At 31.7% G+C, this 15,799-nt stretch carries 15 protein-coding genes; 7 read left to right on the top strand and 8 right to left on the bottom strand.

Going from position 1 to position 15,799, the window contains the following annotated elements; translation table 11 throughout:
* A partial coding sequence (locus MR593_RS10560) for a glycoside hydrolase family 25 protein (protein ID WP_290692652.1) occupies positions 1-868 on the bottom strand: 868 nt, incomplete at its 3' end.
* Between the two features lie 129 nt (positions 869-997).
* Here MR593_RS10560 and MR593_RS10555 point away from each other — a divergent pair.
* On the top strand, positions 998-1,474 hold the full coding sequence (locus MR593_RS10555) for a spore coat protein (RefSeq protein WP_290692650.1): 477 nt from the start codon (positions 998-1,000) through the stop codon (positions 1,472-1,474).
* A 57-nt stretch (positions 1,475-1,531) separates the two neighbouring features.
* Here the strand turns inward: MR593_RS10555 and MR593_RS10550 are convergent, their stop codons facing one another.
* The gene (locus MR593_RS10550) at positions 1,532-2,743 is read right to left on the bottom strand and encodes a hypothetical protein (protein ID WP_290692648.1); all 1,212 of its coding nucleotides are present in this window, start codon (positions 2,741-2,743) and stop codon (positions 1,532-1,534) included.
* A gap of 248 nt (positions 2,744-2,991) precedes the next feature.
* Here MR593_RS10550 and MR593_RS10545 point away from each other — a divergent pair, with 248 nt between their 5' ends.
* The 6 genes from MR593_RS10545 (at position 2,992) to MR593_RS10520 (ending at position 9,590) form a co-directional block, all read left to right on the top strand.
* Positions 2,992-3,999 carry an asparaginase gene (locus MR593_RS10545; RefSeq protein ID WP_290692646.1) on the top strand — a complete coding sequence of 336 codons (1,008 nt, stop codon included), beginning with the start codon at positions 2,992-2,994 and terminating at the stop codon, positions 3,997-3,999.
* A gap of 158 nt (positions 4,000-4,157) precedes the next feature.
* Positions 4,158-4,685: a 2'-5' RNA ligase family protein gene (locus MR593_RS10540; protein WP_290692644.1), complete on the top strand. Its 528-nt coding sequence runs from the start codon at positions 4,158-4,160 to the stop codon at positions 4,683-4,685.
* A gap of 229 nt (positions 4,686-4,914) precedes the next feature.
* Complete coding sequence (typA, locus tag MR593_RS10535) at positions 4,915-6,750, top strand: translational GTPase TypA (RefSeq protein WP_290692642.1); 1,836 nt, start codon at positions 4,915-4,917, stop codon at positions 6,748-6,750.
* Between the two features lie 276 nt (positions 6,751-7,026).
* Positions 7,027-8,154: an IS1595 family transposase gene (locus MR593_RS10530; protein ID WP_290692640.1), complete on the top strand. Its 1,128-nt coding sequence runs from the start codon at positions 7,027-7,029 to the stop codon at positions 8,152-8,154.
* 270 nt (positions 8,155-8,424) lie between these two features.
* Entirely contained in the window at positions 8,425-9,021 is a 597-nt protein-coding gene (locus MR593_RS10525; protein WP_290692638.1) for a chromate transporter, read from the top strand.
* Positions 9,015-9,590: a chromate transporter gene (locus MR593_RS10520; RefSeq protein WP_290692636.1), complete on the top strand. Its 576-nt coding sequence runs from the start codon at positions 9,015-9,017 to the stop codon at positions 9,588-9,590. Before MR593_RS10525 ends, MR593_RS10520 begins: the two co-directional genes overlap by 7 nt.
* Before the next feature lie 70 nt (positions 9,591-9,660).
* On the opposite strand, the gene MR593_RS10515 is transcribed toward MR593_RS10520, so the two are convergent.
* The 6 genes from MR593_RS10515 to MR593_RS13520 all read right to left on the bottom strand — a co-directional run.
* Positions 9,661-10,812: an ABC transporter substrate-binding protein gene (locus tag MR593_RS10515; RefSeq protein ID WP_290692634.1), complete on the bottom strand. Its 1,152-nt coding sequence runs from the start codon at positions 10,810-10,812 to the stop codon at positions 9,661-9,663.
* Between the two features lie 18 nt (positions 10,813-10,830).
* On the bottom strand, positions 10,831-11,973 hold the full coding sequence (locus tag MR593_RS10510; protein ID WP_290692632.1) for a nitrogenase component 1: 1,143 nt from the start codon (positions 11,971-11,973) through the stop codon (positions 10,831-10,833).
* The gene (locus MR593_RS10505) at positions 11,954-13,288 is read right to left on the bottom strand and encodes a nitrogenase component 1 (RefSeq protein WP_290692630.1); all 1,335 of its coding nucleotides are present in this window, start codon (positions 13,286-13,288) and stop codon (positions 11,954-11,956) included. The genes MR593_RS10510 and MR593_RS10505 overlap by 20 nt, the downstream gene beginning before the upstream one ends.
* Positions 13,288-14,055, bottom strand: coding sequence for a nitrogenase iron protein NifH (locus tag MR593_RS10500; RefSeq protein WP_290692628.1), 768 nt, complete (start codon positions 14,053-14,055; stop codon positions 13,288-13,290). Before MR593_RS10500 ends, MR593_RS10505 begins: the two co-directional genes overlap by 1 nt.
* A 21-nt stretch (positions 14,056-14,076) precedes the next feature.
* Positions 14,077-15,120 (bottom strand): [FeFe] hydrogenase H-cluster radical SAM maturase HydE, encoded by a 1,044-nt coding sequence (gene hydE / locus MR593_RS10495; RefSeq protein WP_290692626.1) that lies wholly within the window; start codon positions 15,118-15,120, stop codon positions 14,077-14,079.
* Positions 15,113-15,799: TM1266 family iron-only hydrogenase system putative regulator (locus tag MR593_RS13520; RefSeq protein ID WP_331474816.1), on the bottom strand; the 687-nt coding region annotated here is incomplete at its 5' end. The genes MR593_RS13520 and hydE, both read right to left, overlap by 8 nt.

Below are 15,799 nucleotides of genomic sequence, written 5' to 3'. Positions count from 1 at the left end.
CATAATTCTCATCTAAAGTAATCCATCCATCTCTATATCGCACATAGCCCCATTTACCATCATCTGAAATCTTAGTCACCCTATATCTTATACCTGCTCTTGGAACTGTATAAACTATATCTGAATTTTCATCTGGTGATTTTCTAATATTCACCTTGCCTAAAGTTTTAATATAAAATGGAAGCTTATCATTTATATAGCCATTTTCAAAACCGTTTAATCCAGCGTTTTTTATTATTGTCGGATAATCTTTATAGCAGTAATTTTGGTCGGCTACATCACTTCCTATTCCTTGGATTTTTTTATCTGTCAGGAAGTTTACCTCTGCACCGAATTGCCACATAGCCATTTTATATGTTGTGTAAGTTGGGTGAACTGCGTACTGTGCTATCCAGTGGTCGTAGTTTTTTAATTTATCGTCGTTTATCTTATCTCTTAATATATATTTTCCCGAATATATTCCTACATAATACCCAGCTGCCTTTATTTCTTCTAGACAAGTTACAACTGCCTTTGTCAGAGTGTATTTATCTGCTGAATTTAAATTTGTCGTATCTTCTACATCGAGCCATATTGGGTATTCGAACTGCTTACCTTTTATCGCATTTGTTATAAAATTTGCTTCTTCTTTTGCTGTAGCTCTGCTGTTACATCTCGAGTAAAAATACCCTCCTACAGGCATCCCCACTTCCTTTGCGCCTTTATAAAATTCTTCAAAATAAGGATCTACATAAAGATTATTTCTATTTCTAGTGCTCGCAAATCCAATTCTTAAAATTGCAAATTTAACACCAGCCTCATTTACCTTTTCCCAGTCTATTGGCTTATTGTACTTACTAACATCTATGCCCCATATTTTTATCGCCATTATATCACCTTCCTAATTAATATATCTTATAGAAAAGCTTGATAAAAAGTTACATTTTATTTACTAAAAAATAGCGTATATATGAATATTTTTAATAAATTTATACAAAATATTACTGAGGTGATTACGATGATTAATTTAACTACTAAAGAGAGACTTTTACTAGAAGATGCAAAGAGCCACGAGACTCTATGTGTCGCAAAATACAAAGAGCACGCTGAAAAGGCGAATTGCCAAGAATTAAAATCTCTATTTAATTCCCTAGCTCAAAAGGAACAACAGCATCTAAACACAATAAACCAAATTTTAAACGGAACTATCCCTGCTATGAACCAAGCTCAAGGACAACAAAGCACAAATTCTCAATCTCAATTTGACCTAAGCAGCTTGCAAAGTTCAGCTCCGATTAATTACGACGAATCAGATAAATTACTATGCCAAGATGCTCTATCTACAGAAAAGTACGTTTCATCTACATACGACACTGCTATTTTTGAATTTAGAGATAAAAATATAAGACAGCTTTTAAACCACATCCAAAAGGAAGAACAGGAACACGGCGAAAAGATCTACAACTATATGAGTCAACACGGTATGTACAGTTAACTAAAAATATAGCCCCTAACGAATATAATTTATTCATTAAGGGCTATTATATTACTTCTATTTATTTCCTAAATTATTCCAATAAGTTGGCCATTCAAAAAATCTTCTACAATTATCTAATATATCGACTTCTACATCTCTTGCATGAATTGTAAAAAACTCAGCATTTTTGTTTCCTATCCTAAAATCAATATTATCAGGATTCACTTCGACATAATTATAGCCTATAGATTCTCCAATTAGATCAATTCCTTTTAAAAAGCTAACTCCTTTAAATTTAACAAGTACAATTTCATTTGAACATTTTCTTTCGTACAGTTCATCGAAAACTCCATCACCATGCTCATAATCATCATACTTAAAATAAGATCCATCTGTCATATACGATTCATTTAAATGAAATACAATATAAAACTCATCGTCCAAATTTGTTTTGCCACAAGAAATAACCTTACTCCAAATCAAGTACATATCAGTTAATAGAGATTTTAATCCCTCTGATATACTATATAAATTCTTTATATGTTCAAGATTAAAATTTCCTTTTTTATCTATGATAATACCTCTGTATACATTTGAAAATCGATATTCATAGTTTTTATATTCATCATAGAAATCACTTAGTTTCATAGCCTTTTTACGACTTATCTTTAAGTTTTCTACTAAGGAATCGACTTTTTTCTGGCTGTATATTATTTCCATACCATCATATTTCATTTCAATTTCATCACATGAAATTTGATTGCTTTTGAATTCAAAATTATCCATTTTTTCAATAGTCAAGTACCTAGCCTCAATTTCAATTATTTGAGTTTTTCTTTTCCTTTTGACTTTTTCTTTGACCTTTGTTTTAGTTTTTACTTCCAAATCGAATTCAAACGATATTCTAAACTTACCTTTTAAAATGACAAATTCCATTACCTCTAAAATATATTTTATCCATCCAGTTTTAACATCTTCCCAATCTTCTAAATCCTTATATAAAAAGTTATTTTCATAAAAGTCCAAATCCTCAAAGGTAAATTTAACAAATTCAAAACCACAGTCAGAACCTCTCGAGTCAAATATGAGCTCAACCTTTTCAAATAAATCCAACTTACATTCTAACAATTTACTATTTTTAAAATCACAAAACTCAAGCGACTCATCTAAACCCAGCCCAGTCTCATCCAATATCATATATTCTTTCATATCAACTGGATCATCTTGGATTGTTCGCTTATACTTTTTCATCAACTCCTCGTACTTGCTAATTCCATATTCATTCATAACACGACCTCTCCTTCCTTGAAAAACTTCTATAAAGTTTTTTCAATAAAATCGAGTTCGCAGTCCCACCTCTAAAAATAAGCCTATTTCTTACCATGGAACCAGCTATAAATAAATTATAGCTTAAGGCTTATTTTTACTATAAATTATACCAAAATATTTATATTTTATCATTAGTATTTCGTTGTATACTATAGTAAATAGAACATATTATACTTAGCAAATATTTATAAAAGGGAGATGTTATCATGTCAAATGCAATAGTAAATGTTACTAGGGGAAATATTGTTGAATCTAAACATAATGTTTCAATAGTAGTTGCCAACAGCTCAGGAGAAATTATAGCCTCTGCTGGAGACGAAAATCTAATAACTTATATGAGATCCGCTGCAAAACCACTTCAAGCACTCAATGTGATCTTATCTAAAGCTTATGAAAAATACAATTTCACTGATGAGCAGCTAGCTATAATGTGTGCATCTCATTACGGCGAAGAAATGCATAGAAAAGTAATTTCTGAAATACTTGAAAAAATAGAATGCACAAAGAACGATTTATTATGTGGAAGTCCTCTATCTATAAGTGAAGATTATATGAAGGAACAATTATTAAATCACCACAAAATAGACCAACTAAATTCAGACTGTTCAGGAAAACACAGTGGATTTTTATCAGTATGTAAAACAAAGGGATATCCTATAGAAACATATAATCAACCTGACCACCCAATGCAAAAGGAGGTTTTACAAGTTATTTCTAGTATGTGCGATATTAAACCGGAAAATATATTTATAGGTACAGATGGGTGCGGAGTTCCAGTACACGGTATGCCTATCAAAAATATGTCTATAGGCTATGCTAAGCTTGCTACACCGGATAAATTAGATGAAAACTATAAATTCGCATGCAATAAAATATTCGATGCAATGAACGCTCATCCAGAGATGATAGCAGGTACAAATGGCTTTTGTACAGAGCTAATAAAAAACACAAACGGTCGTTTATGCGGAAAACTCGGTGCAGAAGGTATTTACTGTATCGGTATTAAGGATAAAGATATGGGTATAACTTTCAAGGTAGAAGATGGCAATTTTAGAGCCTTATATCCAGCAGTTATGAGCACGCTTATTCAGTTAGATCTTTTAAGGGATTCTGAGATAAAAAGCTTAGATAGATTTGTAAAACCTGTTATTTATTCTAATACAAAGCTTCCGATTGGAAATATAATTGCGGACTTTAAATTAAATTTTAAATAAAATTAATAACATAATAAAATTACATCTAAGTAATAATTTTTATATTTACTAGATGTAAGTATTTTTAATTTATATATATCAATACCTCTCTTCAACCCTTGATTTTCCATAATCTTTAATATATACTACATTTAATTTTTAAAATTGGAGATGATAATTTGAGATACGTAATAGTAAGTGTAGTAAAAGGACCTGCTGGCAACTTCAACAACAACCTTAGAAAAGAAGTCTTCAGAGAATTAGGCGCAAAATCCTCTAAATTGCCAGCTCATTTTACAATAAAAGCGCCATTTGAAGCCGATGATATTTCTGATTTAGATAGAGTACTAAAAGATTTTTCGTCAAAACATAAAAGCGAAAAGTACAAAATAAAGGGATACGACCATTTTGACAATCGAGTTGTATATATGAAGGTAAATATGAGCAAAGAAGGAAAAGCTCTACACGATAAATTAATCGATGAAATTTCGAAAATTCCTTATATAAATTTCAAAAAAGGCGAAGGAAAAAACAAAGTATTCCACGTTACTATTTCATCTAAAAAAATTCAAAAGATATTCGATGAATTATGGGACTATGTAAGAGTAATTCCTTGCGATTTTGAATGCGACTTCGACAATATAACTGTATTTAAATGGGAGAATAATACTTGGGCTTTGCACAGAGAATATTTATTAAGTCGATAATATTAAAATAATTTTTTACATTTTGCAATATTTTTATGAGATTGAAATTTTATACATCTTGTATACTATATTCCATTATGATATAATAGCTTAGTTATGAAAAAGTCTTCGGTTGAAGATTATTAAGTTCAGGGAATTTTTTGAAATACATTTGTGAAAATTATATTTAATGGCGTTTTAAAAAATATAATTTTCTACATTATATAAATTAAGAAAAGGAGATTTTTATATGTCAACTAAACATAAAATAATAAATATCGCAGTAATTGCCCATGTCGATGCCGGAAAATCAACTTTAGTTGATGCATTCTTAGCTCAAAGCGGTGTATTTAGAGAAAACGAAATAGTAAAAGAATGTGTAATGGACAGCAACGACCTTGAAGCCGAAAGAGGTATAACAATATACTCTAAAAACTGTTCTATCAACTACAAAGACTACAAAATAAACATAGTTGATACACCAGGACATAGTGACTTCTCATCAGAAGTAGAACGTGTTATAAAAACTGTCGATACAGTTATACTACTTGTAGATGCTTCAGAAGGACCAATGCCTCAAACAAGATTCGTTTTACAAAAATCATTAGAATTAGGTCTTAGACCAATACTATTTATAAACAAAATAGATAAAAAAGATCAAAGAGCTGAAGAAGTTGTAGACGAAGTATTCGATTTATTCGTAGACTTAAATGCAACTGACGAACAATGCGACTTCCCTATAATCTACGGTATAGCTAAACAAGGTATAGCTAAACGTGAAATGGATGACGATAGTACTGACTTAGCTCCACTATTTGAAACTATAGTAAACCATGTTGAAGCTTATCCAGATTACGACGATAAACATCTTCAACTTCAAATATCAGCTCTAGCTTACGATGATTATATAGGTAGACTTGGAATAGGTAGAGTTTACAAAGGTACTGTAAAAAACGGTGAACAAGTAGCTGTATGTAAAGCAGGACAAGTTGTATCTAGAGGTAAAATATCTAAGCTATCAGTATATGAAGGACTTAAACAAGTAGAAGTAGACGAAGCTGGAAGCGGTGAAATAGTAGTTATAGCAGGTATACCTGATATATCTATAGGTGAAACTATATGTGAAGTTACAAATCCACTTCCAATGGAAATGATACACATAGAAGAACCTACTCTATCTATGAACTTCTTAGTTAACGATTCACCTTTTGCTGGTAAGAGCGGTAAATTCGTAACAACTAGACATTTAAAAGATAGACTAGAAAAAGAACTTGAAGTAAACGTAGGACTTAAGGTTGAACCACTTGATACTACTGATGGATACAAGGTAAGTGGTCGTGGTGAGCTTCATCTATCAATATTACTTGAAAATATGAGACGTGAAGGATATGAAGTAGGTGTATCTAAGCCAGAAGTTTTAATGCACAGATTAGAAGATGGTAGAGTTCAAGAACCAATCGAAAAAGTTATAATAAACTGCCCTGAAGTTTACTCAGGTACTGTAATAAACAAGATGAACATGAGAAAAGGTGTTATGGAAGCAATGTCTATAGAAGGAGATTACGTAAAAATCGAATTCTCTGCTCCAACTCGTGGACTTTTAGGATATAGATCTGAATTTATAAACGACACTCGTGGTGAAGGAAACATGGTCAGATCTTTTGCAAGATATGAAGACCACAAAGGTGAAATACCTTCAAGAAGTAATGGTGTTCTAATAGCTCAAGGACCTGGTACTACTATGGCATACGGTCTTAATGCTTTAAGTGAAAGAGCTCAAATGTTTGTAGACCCAGGTGTTGAAGTTTATGAAGGTATGATAATCGGAATGAACTCAAGAAGTGAAGATATGGTAGTTAACCCATGTAAGAATAAAAAACTTACTAACGTTCGTGCTTCTGGTACTGACGATGCTATCAAATTAAACCCAGCAAAAGTATTCACTCTTGAAGAAGCTCTAGAATTTATAGATGACGACGAATTAGTTGAAATCACTCCAAATGCTATAAGACTTAGAAAGAAATACTTAAATGCTCACGAAAGATTACAATATAACAAACAAAGACAAAGAGAAGCAATGAAATAGATAAAACCCGAGGAGAATCAAAATTAGTTTTGGTTCTCCTTTTTATTTGCAAGTAATTCATATAAATTTGAAATAAATAAAAATTATAAAATTTTATAGGTTTTGTTGTATATATACTCAACTTAGAACTATTATAAATATGTTTAATGATTTTGTGACATATGTATGAAATAAATTTTGTTAGGGCATAATATAACCAAGAATTTATATAAAAGTCAAAATATTCAAAATTAGTGATTTACATTATGAATTACATAAATCAGGAAGAGGTGCATTATGTTTCGACAAGAACATTCAAATATTTTTAGTTCTAAAAAAATTAGATCAATGGTAGATAATTTAAATATAGAAGAAATGAGTTCTTTAATAGCGTTAGCTCAACAAAAATTAAAAAATTTATATAATTTAGGGTTTTATGATGAAAAAGAAGGAAAAGACGAGATTTTAGAAGGTAGATTTAAAAAAGGTCTTAAATGCCCTAAATGTGGACATACAGAGTTAAATAAAAATGGAAAGACATATGGTCGTCAAAGATATATTTGCAAAAAATGTAGAAGAACATTTGATGAAAGAAGTCTTTCTCCACTATCTAATACAAAATTGAGCTTGGAAAAATGGCTAAAATATTGTCAATTTATGATAGAAGGTGGAACTATTAGAATGTGCGCAGAAGAAGTTGGGGTCAGCGTGCCAACTGCATTTTTTATGCGTCACAAAATTTTAGATGTGATTAATGTATCTTTAAAAGATGAAACTTTAGAGGGTATAGTTGAGACAGATGCTTGCTATATCAACGAATCCTTCAAAGGATCGCCTGCTTATATGCATTTTGATGAAAAATATTTTAAAACGTTTGATAAAAGTAGAGTGCCTTGTCTAGGTATTCATTTTAATAGAACTCCAGGTATGATACCAAGTGACAATAACATTAAACAGAGTCAAATTTGTATTAATACAGCAATTGATAAAAAGGGACATATACTTACAAGAATAGTAGATAATGATTTTGGAAAAATTAATAATAAAATCAAATCAAAAGATATGGTGTCATTTTTTGAGGGGAAAGTAGAAAAAAATGTAACTTTATGTGTGTATTCATGGAAGTATAGGGAAGTAGCTAGAAAGCTAAATTTAAAATTAGTTAAAGTATTTGGACAATATAACCCTATTTACAACGTGAAACGAGTTTTTAAATATAATAGAGAATTAAGAGAATGGATGAGAAATTTCAATGGAATCGCTACTAAATATTTAAATAATTATTTAATGTGGTTTAAGTTTTTATTTATAAGTAAGAAATATAAAGAATTTAATCGAATAAAGGAATTATTTATGGAGTTAGCGACAAGTGATCTTTATATTACTCAGTATATGATAAAAAATAGATTTGTAGAATCGTTATAGTGAATAGATTTTATTTTTGAAAATATATATTTAAAACTATAATTTTTCACAAAGTTCTTAAATATATTCATAATAGCAAGGCACATGGAAGTAGCTTCGCTAAAGATAGCCATGATATATTAGATAATATTGACTCCTCTATATCTCTCTCAAAATTTTCCTATGATATAGATTTGCCTATTACTTTTATAAAACTTATATATTTTACTTATAATAAAATAGCTAATATAATAAAACTGTAAATAACTTCAGATAAAAGGAGAGAATATTATGAAGGAAAAACAATCAAAATCATTTATTTTGTGGAATTTATTCAAATCGATGTTCGTACTTAGCTCATGTACCTTCGGTGGAGGATTTGTCATAGTATCACTTATGAAAAAGAAATTTGTAGAAGAGTTAGGATGGCTAGACGAAGATGAGATGCTAGATATAACGGCTATAACACAATCTTCTCCAGGACCACTTCCTGTAAATGCTTCAGTTATTATAGGCTATCGTATGTGTGGAATTTTAGGTTCTGTAATCGCTATTTTGGGAACTATAATCCCTCCAATGGTTATAATATCAATCATCTCAGTATTTTATACAGAATTTAGAACTAATAAATATATAGCAATAGCGCTTCAAGTCATGAGAGCTGGAGTTGCTGCAGTAATTTTCGATGTAGTTATAAATCTTATGAAAAATGTATTAAAAACAAAAAGATATCTATATATCGCCATGATGATAGTTGGATTTATAGCAACTTACCTACTTAAAGTAAGTGCCATGAACGTTATATTAGTTTGCCTTTTAATAGGTATTGTAGATTTAATGTTAGAACTAAAGAAAAATAAAGTAAAAGGAGGTAGTCAAGGATGCTAATTATAAAATTATTCTTCAGTTTTTTAAAGGTCGGTTTATTCAGTGTTGGAGGCGGTTATGCTGCTATCCCACTTATACAAGATCAAATAGTAAATGTTCATCACTTGATGACTTTAGAGGAGTTCACTGACTTAATCACTATAGCTGAGATGACTCCTGGACCTATTTCTATAAATTCATCGACATTTGTAGGTACTCGACTTGCCGGTCCTTTTGGAGCTGTAATTTGTACTTTAGGATGTATTATACCTTCATTTATAATTTGTTTGACACTTGCGTATTTCTACTATAAGTACAGAAGCTTCTCAGGAGTTCAAACTGTACTCGCTTCACTTAGACCTGCTGTAGTAGCTCTAATAGCTTCTGCTGGTATGTCAATACTTATGCTTGCGATTTTCAATGCTGATATATCTAGTTTTAAAATAACCGATTTTAAGTGGATTGAATGCGGATTATTTGTAGCAGGGTTATACGCACTTAGAAAATACAAAATGAGCGCCATAACTGTAATATTTGGAAGTGGAATTATAGGAACTTTACTTTACCTAATTACAGGATTAGCCATGTAATATAAAAACCGCCAGTTATAAAAACTTACGACTAGCGGTTTTTTAATTTATCTTATTCGTCTACTCTATCTTAGAATCCTGCTGCAGCATCTGATGTTGGTGCAAATATTGATTCTACTTGTTCTTCTGTTAATTCAACACCGAATACTTCTTTATAGTATTTTTCAACTTCTTTATTTAAGTCTATATCTTTGAATTTATCTGGATATATAGTCTTAGCATACCATAATAAAGTCATAGGAGTATCAGCTCCTGGAGTGTAACTTCTGTACATTCCTAGAGGAGTTTTGTAAACTTTCTTATCTTGAACAGCTTTTATTTTACTCCAATCGTTGCTACCTATAGTGTTATTGTATAAATCTTCTGGTTGAGCTTGAGTGAAGTTTGTTACAAATATAATGTCTGGGTTGTAATCGTAAATTTGTTCCATATTAATTGGCACTGCATTATCTTTGTCTATATCGTCAGCTACGTTTTTAGCTCCTACAGCTTTTGCCCACCAGCTTCCGAAGAATTGATTACCTGATGTAACTATTGAAGTTTCATCGTATTTGAATAAGAAGAATACGTTAGCTTTTTCATCTTCTGGTATATCTTTTACTCTATCTTGAACCATATCGTAAATTTCGTTGCTGTATTTTGCTACTTTGTCTGCTTTAGCATCTTCTGGGAATATTTGGCTTAATAAGTCTATCCAGTTGTTTAAAGTTTCTATACAGTCGTAATCCCATTTATTAACTGATATTGCAACTGCATTAAATCCAGCTTCTTTTAATTTTGATCCGATTTCTGGATCTGAAGCTCCGTAGAATACTACGTCTGGTTTTAATTTTAATAATTCCTCTGTGTTTACTTCACTGTCTTTTATAAAGCTTGTATCTGCATTTAATATTTCTGGATATAATTGTCCTAAAAGACCGTTTTTAGCTGCAGTCATACTTGGTTCTGACATACCTACTATTTTATCAGCTGAGTTGAAGAATATTGCTAAAACTGATGGTAATGGTAGTATATCACAAACTGCTATACGTTCAATTTTAGATGGTAATGTAACTTCATCACCTGCTTGGTCAGTTATAGTTATTGTATCTCCAGTACTTGATGATGCTTGTGAGCTAGCTTGTGAGCTAGAGCTTGATTTAGATGATGATGAACACCCTCCAAATATTGGTAGCATAGTTACTATCAGTAACATACATATTAGTTTTTTGAATTTTTTCATTTATAAAATTCCCCTCTCTTATAAGTTTTTATTAATTATATTTGGTATTTCATCTCTATAAATTCGCCCTGAAAATCCCTCATGAGGCAAAGATATAAAGTTGGAATCAATTTGACAAATAGGTTTATATAAAGGATCTGCTATTATAGTTTTTGCATCCTTTAAAAGTTCAGTTATTTCTTCTTCATCCATAGCTAATTTATCTACATCTAGAAGAAGCTTTTCATCTGTTTCCAAAGCTGATATTACCTTAACTGTCTTGTTTTTCTCTTCTGATATAGCACAAGCTAGAGATTCTGACATAATACTTTCACCTACAATAGTTATGTCTGCATCCTCTGCTGTTTTTCTATTTTTATAAGCTATTTTATTTTCTTTTGTCTTTATAGCTTCGTTTAACTCATTTATGACAAGTTCTGCAAATTTCTTTCCAAATGGTGTACCTACTACATAAGGAATACCGAATTTTTCGTATAGGTATTTAGCAGCTCCCATTCCTGAATAAGATACTACTAAGTTTACATCGGCAGCTGCAGATTTTTTTATATCGTCTAAAGTAGAACCCATAGCCCAAGTGCTTACTACTTCAAATCCATCTGACTCTAATAATTCCTTCATAGCTTCGACACTTTTATTTACAGAAAAATCTAGCGGTGTAGCACCTATTATATTCACTCTTTTTTTGCCCTCTGTACCCTCTTTTTTATCTGCTTTTTCATCTACAAATCTCTTAGCTAAAGCTTCAAAAGCCTTATATGCTCCACTCACATATGAATGCATCCCTGTTGTATCAAAACCAAAAGTAGGTATATTTGTTTCTTTTTCGATTATAGATGCAATAGCTTTAAAGTCAGTTCCTATCATCATTGGTATAGGAGTTCCAGTCATAGCTATAAAATTAGGTGAAAGCTCTTTTGCAGTGTATATTATGTCGTTTATAAATTTATCATCATCCCCCATTATAGCCTCCATCTCAGATATTCCTGATATGTATACCATACTGTCCATATCGTACCATCTAGGCTCATCGTGAGTATTGTATGTAGAGTTACATCCTGAAGCATCGTGCATTACTGTAAGTCCACCTAATTCGTATAAAGCTGAGCACACTCCAAATGGATCTGCTGAATAAATAGATATTCTACTTGCAATTTGTCTCATAATTTTCACACCCCAATCCTTTGAATTGTATTAATTTCTTAGCATCTTTTTCGTTTAAAAAGGCGTCAATCATAAGATCTGCTAATTTTACTATTCCGTCAAAGCCATACATTCCTCCACCTTCAACTATATTTACAAAATTATTACTTCCTGTGAAGTATGCTGCCTTTTGACCTAGAGCTAGTATTTTTTCATCGCTTTTTCTATCTACAAAACGCATTTTTACGTGTACTGTCGCGTAGATTTTTATATCTGGATAATTTTCTTTAAGCCAATTGAAGTCTTCTTGTTCTTCAGCTATAAAGCTATCTACATATATACTCTCTACATTAAATCCATGCTCTAAAAGAAGTCTAGCAAGTCCTAGAGGTCTCATAGTAAGTGTGTAATCTATAGAAATAGGAGTATTTCCTATTACCTTTTGAGCCTTATTTAGAGCTTCTGTAGCTGCTTTTTTATTTTCTTCAAAGTCTATCTTTTCTACACCAATAGTTTCACAAAGTAAGTCTAGATTCTTTTCTATTTCATCGAATCCATAGCATAGAGGTAAGTATAGATGCTTTTGTCCTAATTTTTCTTCTAAATATCTACCTGCTTCTCTAGCTACAGGGTTGTAAGAAATATTTATAGAGCTCTTGCCCATTTCTTTGTACTCTGCATAAGTCTTAGTATCTGTAATCTCTCTAAGAGTGAATCCATTATCTTTTATGATTTTTACTAATTCACTGCTTTCATCAGTTGAGTAGTTATTTCCAATTATATTTATACTCTTTTCTTCTAATTCTTCTTTATCTAGTAGGCTGTACAATTGTCGTCTCATTATTTGATCTGGTGTAAGCCCACTTTTTCTCATGATTGGATTCATATAGCAGTCTGTAAATTCTATATCTGGATATTTTTCTCTAAGTCTCTTATATACTAAATCTAAATCACATCCTACAAAATGGTGAACACAGCTAGTATATACTAAGACCGCCTTTGGTTTATAAGGAAGCTTGGATAAAATATCTCCGACCCCTTCTATTATTAAGTCCTCTGTATCCCCTTCTAATACGTTATTTTCTCTGACTATTATATTAGAAAATCTATCTATAGCATTCATCTCAGCTGCAGTTAAAACAACACCTCTAAGACAGCTTTGAGCACATACAAATATTTGGTGAATTTCAGGAATAAGCATTCCTATATGAACTATATTCCAAGTACCTCTAGCTGAGCATGAAAATTCAAGTCTAGAATCAAAAGGTGCTGGAAACTTAGCATCTTTTATTAAAACGCAAGCATCTCTTTCTTTTTCTCTAATAGGTTTTAGCATTATTTAGCCTCCTCCTTTTCACATGCCTTAAGTAAGCTCTCAGCAAGTGCTTCATATTCTTTTGCCATAGGGCTATCTGGGAAGGCTTCTAGAACTGTTTTTTTCATTTCCTCTGCTTGGATTACTATTTCGTCTCTGTCTAGAGTTCCTACTAATTTTGAATTTACATTTTCTATAAATTCATTTACTTTTTCTTCTTCGTTTTTTACATTTCTCTTATTTAAAATAACTCCACCTAAGCTAGCATATCCTCTATCCTTGAAGTTATCTATTGCCATAGCTATATTTGCAGCTGCGTGGATTGACATGTATTCTCCAGAAGTTATTATAAATACCTTGTCTGCGTATCCACCTCTCATAGGCATTGAGAATCCTCCACAGACTACATCACCTAATACATCGTAGAAAACTACATCAGGTTTATATTTTTCATATGCTCCTTTTTGTTCTAGTTTTTCTAGAGCAGTTATTATACCTCTTCCAGCGCATCCCATTCCTGGAGTTGGTCCACCTGCTTCTACACATAAAATTCCCTTATATCCTTCTACTACCATATCTTCTAATTCGAAGTTGTCCTTCTTTTCGCGAACTAAGTCTAAAACTGTATTTATTTCAGTACCTGCATGTAGATTAGTTGTTGAATCTGCCTTTGGATCACATCCTATTTGCATTACCTTTAATCCCTTTTTAGCTAATGCAACAGATAAATTAGAAATTGTAGTTGATTTTCCTATTCCACCTTTTCCATAAACCGCTATTTTTATCATAATCTAAATCCCCCTTATCTACTATCCTCTGTAATCTCCTTTATCTATTACTATTTCATATCCTATTTCACTCATATGCTCTTGCAAAACTCTTAAATTTTCGCCTGCATCTTCACCGCTTATAGCCTTATTGTCGTATAATAAATAATTTTTTCTAACTGCTATAGGTGATAAATTCGGCATAATAACGTTTGCTCCACATAAAACCCCTAGCTTTCTTCCATCTGCTTTTGCTGTTCCAAGTGCAGTTGTAGCAGGAAGTAGTACATCTGGAAGCATTATTCTGCATAAACTAAGTAAAAATAATGTCATCTCAACACTACCTGACTCGAAGTCTCTAAATGGAGTATCCTTATGTGGTATAAATGGTCCTATACCTATCATCTGAGGTTTGAATTCACTCATATATATCATATCTTCACATAAATCACTTATTCTCTGATATGGACTTCCAACCATACATCCGCATCCAGTTTGATAACCTATCTCCTTTAAATCCTTTAGACAATTCATTCTGTGCTTTAAAGAAAGTTTTTCTGGATGAAGCTTTCTGTAGTGCTCTTCATTTGCTGTTTCATGTCTAAGTAAATATCTACTAGCCCCAGCATCGAAAAATCTCTCATAGGATTCTCTCTCTTTTTCTCCTATTGAAAGTGTTATAGCACAGTCTGGAAATCTCTTGTGAATCTCAGATACAATGTCTACTATCATATCATCTGTATAGTGTCTATCTTCTCCACCTTGAAGTACAAAGGTTCTATAACCGTACTTATACCCCTCTTCACAGCAATCCAATATATCCTCCTTAGACAATCTGTATCTAACTGCATTTTTATTTGAACATCTTATTCCGCAGTAATAGCAGTCGTTTTTACAGTAGTTTGTAAACTCGACTATACCACGGAAAAATATCTTCTTTCCAAATTTACTTACAGCTATCTCTCTTGCAATATCAGATGCGTATTTTGCATCTTCTTCTGTAAATGTACCTAATAGCTGTTTCCATTCTGAAAAAGAAAGGCATTTATTTTCGTTTAACTTATCTATTATTTCTACATTATTCAACCTTTTCACATCCCTTTTCTTCTTTATAATCAACTTGAGAATATATAGCCTTTACGCTTACACCTGATAGATGTCCGAGCTTAGATACTAGAGATTGAATTGCATGTTCAGGCGCATCTAAAGTTACATTTATAATAGATATACCCTTTTCTTCATAAGGCATTCCCATACGACCTATTATGTATTTTTTATTTTCTCCTATTAGCTTATTTATTTTATCTGAAATACTTGAATCCTCAGCAATTATGGATACAACTGCTACTTTTCTCTCAGTAGATAATTGGCTTTTATCTAAAGATATATCCATATCATTTGTGTTAGTTATCTCTAGAGGTATTACGTCTTTTAAAACATTGCTTGGAGTTTCTATTTCTCCTATTACTGCCTTTACTCCAAATGCTTTTTCTATATTTTCCTCTGTTATAACCTCTCTAGTTTCGCCAAATAAATACTTACCACTTTTACTAAGCAAAAACGCTTTATTCGCCCTTTGTAGTGCATGAGTTGGGTAATGCGTATTAAATATACAGCTTATACCTTGATTTGATAGCTTTGTCATTGTATCTAAAATAAGCAGCTGGTTTTTAAAATCTAGATTTGATTCTGGCTCATCTAGTATAAGTATTTTTGGCTCAGATACTAATGCTCTAGCTATTAAGACCATCTGAAGCTCCCCACC

The sequence above is a fragment of the Intestinibacter sp. genome (genome assembly GCF_022780145.1).
GTDB lineage: Bacteria > Bacillota > Clostridia > Peptostreptococcales > Peptostreptococcaceae > Intestinibacter.
The sequence above is the reverse complement of the archived record's forward strand: the minus strand, read 5'-3'. Positions and strand labels throughout refer to the sequence as shown.

Coding starts and splice junctions, on each gene's coding strand:
- MR593_RS10515 (WP_290692634.1), bottom strand. CDS start 10,812: ATGAAAAAATTCAAAAAACTAATATGTATGTTACTGATAGTAACTATG.
- typA (WP_290692642.1), top strand. CDS start 4,915: ATGTCAACTAAACATAAAATAATAAATATCGCAGTAATTGCCCATGTC.
- MR593_RS10505 (WP_290692630.1), bottom strand. CDS start 13,288: ATGCTAAAACCTATTAGAGAAAAAGAAAGAGATGCTTGCGTTTTAATA.
- MR593_RS10550 (WP_290692648.1), bottom strand. CDS start 2,743: ATGAATGAATATGGAATTAGCAAGTACGAGGAGTTGATGAAAAAGTAT.
- MR593_RS10545 (WP_290692646.1), top strand. CDS start 2,992: ATGTCAAATGCAATAGTAAATGTTACTAGGGGAAATATTGTTGAATCT.
- MR593_RS10530 (WP_290692640.1), top strand. CDS start 7,027: ATGTTTCGACAAGAACATTCAAATATTTTTAGTTCTAAAAAAATTAGA.
- MR593_RS10555 (WP_290692650.1), top strand. CDS start 998: ATGATTAATTTAACTACTAAAGAGAGACTTTTACTAGAAGATGCAAAG.
- MR593_RS10525 (WP_290692638.1), top strand. CDS start 8,425: ATGAAGGAAAAACAATCAAAATCATTTATTTTGTGGAATTTATTCAAA.
- MR593_RS10510 (WP_290692632.1), bottom strand. CDS start 11,973: ATGAGACAAATTGCAAGTAGAATATCTATTTATTCAGCAGATCCATTT.
- MR593_RS10500 (WP_290692628.1), bottom strand. CDS start 14,055: ATGATAAAAATAGCGGTTTATGGAAAAGGTGGAATAGGAAAATCAACT.
- MR593_RS10520 (WP_290692636.1), top strand. CDS start 9,015: ATGCTAATTATAAAATTATTCTTCAGTTTTTTAAAGGTCGGTTTATTC.